Consider the following 4,872-nt stretch of genomic DNA (forward strand, 5'->3'; position numbering starts at 1 on the left):
GGGCGGGAGCGGGTGGAGGTGCAGGAGGGGGCTGTGCCGGCGCAGGTCTCGTCGGGGGCGTAGGAGTCGTCTTTCGCCGGACCCCCGCACGGGTTGTCCACAGCTGTGGAGTTGTCCACAGGGTCTGACGCGTTTCGGCCACCGGCTGTACGGTCGCACGAGTTGATGTTCGTGCGCGTGCGGGGGAGGCGGTCGGTATGACCAGGGACAGTGCTGAGGACGAGGGCAGGGCGGTGCACGCGGGGACCCGTCGGCTGCCGCGGGTGCGCGGGTTCGCCGAGTGGCCCGCCGAGGGCTCGCCCAAGGACGAAGGGAAGGCCCTGCGCAAGCGGATCCCGCGCCGCGCGCACGCCACGCTCGATCTGGACGCTTCCCGGCCCGACGCGGTGAGCGTGGTCGAGGAGTCGGGCCGCGGCCGGCTCCCCGAGCTCACACCGATCCGGGTCGGCCGCATGGCCGCCACACCGTTCGCGTTCCTGCGCGGCGCCGCCGGCCTCATGGCCTATGACCTCGCGCGCACGCCCATGACCCGGATCGAGGCACAGATCTGCGGCGACGCCCACGCGGCCAATTTCGGCCTGTACGGCGACGCCCGCGGCGGTCTGGTCATCGATCTGAACGACTTCGACGAGACGGTGCTCGGCCCCTGGGAGTGGGACGTGAAGCGCCTCGCGGCCTCCCTGGTGCTCGCGGGCCGGGAGGCCGGAGCGGACGAGGAGAGGTGCCGCAAGGCGGCCTACGACGCGGTGGGCGCCTACCGCCGCACCATGCGGCTGCTGGCGAGGCTCCCGGTGCTGGACGCGTGGAACGCCATCGCGGACGAGGAGCTCGTCTCCCACACGGACGCCCATGACCTGCTCGGCACGCTGGAGCGGGTCTCCGAGAAGGCCCGCCACAACACCAGCGGCCGCTTCGCCGCCAGGTCGACGGAGGCCACGGAGGACGGCGGGCGCCGCTTCGTCGACGCCCCGCCGGTGCTGCGGCGCGTCCCGGACGCGGAGGCCGCGGCGGTGGCGGTGTCCCTGGAGGAGTACGTCGGCACACTGCCGGAGGACCGACTGCCGCTCCTCGCCCGGCACGCGGTGCACGACGTGGCGTTCCGCGTCGTCGGCACCGGCAGTGTCGGCACGCGGTCCTACGTCGTGCTGCTCCTGGACCACCGGGGCGAGCCGCTGGTGCTCCAGGTGAAGGAGGCGCGGGCGTCGGCGCTGGTGCCGCATCTGCTGACGGCCGGTTTCGACGCTCCGGTGGTCGGTCACGAGGGGCGGCGGGTCGTGCTGGGGCAGAAGCGGATGCAGGTGGTCAGCGACATCCTGCTGGGTTGGACCACGGTCGACGGGCGTCCCTTCCAGGTCCGCCAGTTCCGCAACCGCAAGGGCAGCGTCGATCCGGCCGCCCTGGCCGCCGACCAGATAGACGACTACGGCCGGATGACCGGCGCCCTCCTGGCCCGCGCCCRCTCCCACAGCGCCGACCCCCGTCTCATCGCCGGCTACTGCGGCAAGAGCGAGGAGCTGGACRAGGCGATGGCGGCGTTCGCCGTCGCCTACGCGGACCGTACGGAGGCGGACCACGCTGACCTGGTGGCGGGGGTGCGGGCGGGGAAGGTCGCCGCGGAGATGGGGGTCTGAACCCTGAGGGCCGTCGGGCATGTGGCTGCCGGAGCGCGGGAGCGGTCGGGCCGTGGCCTACGCTGGTCGGGTGACGACCCCGGAAGCTGAGCAGGGTGGTGGCGGCGCCGGTGAGGAACGGGTGACGCCCGAAGGTGACGCGGCGCGTGCCGAGGGCGGCGAGGATCGCCCCGAGGGCGGCGCGGCGCATACCGAAGGCGAGGCGGCGCGGCCCGAGGCGCGGCTGGAGCGGGCCGTGCGGGCCGCCGAGCAGGCGCTGATCGAGTACGAGATCGCGGTGGAGACCTTCCGCGTCGAGATCGAGAACTTCTCCCGGCTGCACGAACAGAAACTTGGTCCGCTCTACGGCCGGCTCGAGGAGCTGGACGCCCGGATCCTCGAGGCCAGGGCCGCCCGCAGCGGCGACCCGCAGGACCGGCGCCGGGCGGAGGAGGCCAGGGCCCGGCTCGCGCCGATCCCCGGCGTCGAGGAACTGCTGCACGGCTGGATGGACGACAGCGGCCTGTTCCCCGAGGCCGTGGCGATGCTCACGGACCAGGCGGTCCGGCCACCGCAGCGGGTCCGCCCCAGCGACGAGGCCCGCAAGCTCTACCGCGAGCTGGCCCGCAAGGCCCACCCGGACCTGGCGCAGGAGGAGAAGGAACGCGAGCGGCGCGAGGAGTTCATCACCCGGGTGAACGCCGCCTACGCCCGCGGCGACGAGACGGAGCTGCGTGAACTCGCCGAGGAGTGGGCCAAGGGGCCAGAGCTGAAGCGGGGCCCGAGCCGCGCCGAGGAGCTCTACGCCCGCCTCGAATGGCTCGCCCAGCGCAAGGAACTGCTCGCCCTGCTCGCCAAGGAGCTGGAGGAGAGCGCCATAGGCCACATGCTCCAGCTGGCCCCGGACGACCCGGACGGCCTCCTGGACGAGATCGGGCAGCAGCTGCTCACGCAGGTCACCGAGCGGGAGCGGGAGCTGGCCGCGCTGCTCGCGGAGGGCTGAGCCGCGGCCCGGCCGGGCTGCTTCGGGTAGCGTCGGAAGCATGAGTTTCGGAGCTGGTGTGCCCACGGTCGAGGTCGCGGACCTCAAGGACGGCGACTTCCTGCTGGACGTCCGGGAGGACGACGAGTGGAAGGCCGGTCACGCCGAAGGGGCGCTGCACATCCCCATCAGCGAGTTCGTCGCCCGGTACGGGGAGCTGACCGAGGCGGCCCCACAGGACGGCCGGGTCCATGTGATCTGCCGCTCCGGCGGGCGTTCCGCCGATATCACGATGTACCTGGCCCAGCAAGGCATCGACGCCGTGAACGTCGACGGCGGCATGCAGGTGTGGCAGGCGGCGGGCCGTCCCGTCGTGACGGACGACGGGCAGCCCGGGTTCGTCCTGTAGCGGCTGTAGCGGCTGTAGCGGCTGTAGCGGCTGTAGCGGCTGTGGCGGCTGTGGCGGCTGTAGCGCTGTGGCGGCTGTAGCGCGCATAGCGCTCTGTGGCGTCCGCCCGCCCGTGGGTTCAGGCCAACGGGTGGGCCGCCAGCAGGTCGCCCAGGGCCTCCTCGTGCGCCGCCGCCGGGCCGAGCGACAGCTCCAGGTGCTTGGCCCAGGCGTGGTACCGGTGCAGGGGATAGTCGACGTCGGCGCCGAACCCGCCGTGCAGATGCTGCGCCGTCTGCACGACCCGGCGTACGCCCTCCGCCGCCCAGATCTTGGCGACCGCGACATCACCGGCGGCGGGCAGTGCGCCCGGCGCCCCCGAGGCGATCCGCCACGCGGCCTGCCACAGCGTGGCCTCCATCGCGCGCAGGTCGATGTAGCGGTCGGCGGCCTGCACGGCGACGGCCTGGAACGTCGCGATCGGGAAGCCGAACTGTTCCCGCTGGCTCGTGTACTCCCCGGTCATCCGCAGCACGCGCTCCCCGAGCCCGAGCGCCAGCGCACACGTCCCGGTGGCCAGCAGGTCCCGCAGCCACTCCCACGCGCCGTCGGCGTCGATCACGTCCCGGTCGGCCAGCCGGGCCGACTCCAGCCGCAGCTCGCCGAGCCGCTCACCGCTCGTGGAGAACTGCTCGGCCAGGACGACCCCCTCGTGCCCCCGCGGGACCAGGGCCAGCACGGTCCGCCCGGTTCTCGTGTGCGCGGGGACGACCGTGACGTCCGCGTCATACGCCCACGGCACCGCCGTCTGCGCTCCGTCCAGCACCCATGTCTCGCCGTCCTGCCGCGCGGTCACGGCGAGCTCGGCCGGGTCGTGGCCGGTGCGGCCGTGCGCGGCGACGGTCAGCACGAGCTCGCCCCGGCCCGCCCGGGCCAGCAGCGCCGACTTCGTCTCCTCGCCGCCGAAGGCCTGGACGGCGGCGGCTGCCGCGCTGCTCTCCAGCAGCGGCACCCTGGCCAGCACCCGTGCCGACTCCCGCAGCACCAGGCACAGCGCGATCGCGTCCAGGCCGGCCCCGCCGTACCGGGCGTCCAGCAGCAGGCTCAGCAGGTCGGCGTCGGCGAGTTTCGCCCACAGGGCGCGGTCGCAGGCGTCGGCGACGGCACCCGGGGTGAGGGCCGGACTGGGCACGGCATCGGGCGCGACCCCGGCGAACACGCCCTTCGCCGCCTCGGCCGCCGCCTGCTGCTCCTCGGTGAAGGTGAAGTCCACGGTGCCTGTCCTTCCGGCCGGTCCCGTTGAGCTGACACGAGCTGACACAAGCTGACGTGAGCTGACGTGAGCTGACTGGCCCGCAAGATAGAACAGGTTCTAGGAGAAGGGAATGGGTGTGCGGTCGGGCGCCGTAGGGTGTCACTCCTGTGGGCGACCTGCCCGGGCTCCCTGTGGATAACCTGCGGGGGTCCCCTGCGGACCAGGGGGACCGCCGCTCCCCGGCCGCCGCGAGCACCGTACGGTCGGCTTCCGATCAACTTCGGGTCGGCTTCGGGTCGGCTTGGGGTCGGCTTGGGGTCGGCTTCCGCGGTGTGGTGACGGCCACGGTCGGAACCGGCGCAAGAGGCTGTGCCCGGGTGGGCGGCCTGAGTACCGTGCCCGTGCCGACGTCGTGCAGTGGTGCGCGGGCGGTACGACGCCCTCGCGGCCGGGCGGACGGAACGACGGACCGGGATCGTGGAACGGGGCTGAATGGACGCGTACGACGGAGGCTCGGACGCCCGGCACGGGCCGGACGGCCCGGCCGGGCCGGGTGTGCCGGCCAAGTCGGGCGGGCCTGCCGAGCCGGACCCGCCCACCGTGCCGGACCCGCCCACCGTGCCGGACCCGCCCACCG

At 73.7% G+C, this 4,872-nt stretch carries 4 protein-coding genes; 3 read left to right on the forward strand and 1 reads right to left on the reverse strand.

The window, feature by feature from the left end; all coding sequences use genetic code 11:
* Window positions 1-197: 197 nt before the first annotated feature.
* From CA983_RS40825 to CA983_RS40835, 3 genes are all read left to right on the forward strand, one after another.
* Window positions 198-1,631 (forward strand): DUF2252 domain-containing protein, encoded by a 1,434-nt coding sequence (locus CA983_RS40825; protein ID WP_086605722.1) that lies wholly within the window; start codon window positions 198-200, stop codon window positions 1,629-1,631.
* A gap of 70 nt (window positions 1,632-1,701) precedes the next feature.
* Window positions 1,702-2,613 carry a hypothetical protein gene (locus CA983_RS40830; RefSeq protein WP_208637154.1) on the forward strand — a complete coding sequence of 304 codons (912 nt, stop codon included), beginning with the start codon at window positions 1,702-1,704 and terminating at the stop codon, window positions 2,611-2,613.
* A 58-nt stretch (window positions 2,614-2,671) separates the two neighbouring features.
* The gene (locus tag CA983_RS40835) at window positions 2,672-3,001 is read left to right on the forward strand and encodes a rhodanese-like domain-containing protein (protein ID WP_086605723.1); all 330 of its coding nucleotides are present in this window, start codon (window positions 2,672-2,674) and stop codon (window positions 2,999-3,001) included.
* Window positions 3,002-3,119: 118 nt separating this feature from the next.
* On the opposite strand, the gene CA983_RS40840 is transcribed toward CA983_RS40835, so the two are convergent.
* The gene (locus CA983_RS40840; RefSeq protein WP_086605724.1) at window positions 3,120-4,253 is read right to left on the reverse strand and encodes an acyl-CoA dehydrogenase family protein; all 1,134 of its coding nucleotides are present in this window, start codon (window positions 4,251-4,253) and stop codon (window positions 3,120-3,122) included.
* Window positions 4,254-4,872 lie beyond the last annotated feature (619 nt).

The sequence above is a fragment of the Streptomyces swartbergensis genome (assembly GCF_002148965.1).
In the GTDB taxonomy this organism is placed as follows: domain Bacteria; phylum Actinomycetota; class Actinomycetes; order Streptomycetales; family Streptomycetaceae; genus Streptomyces; species Streptomyces swartbergensis.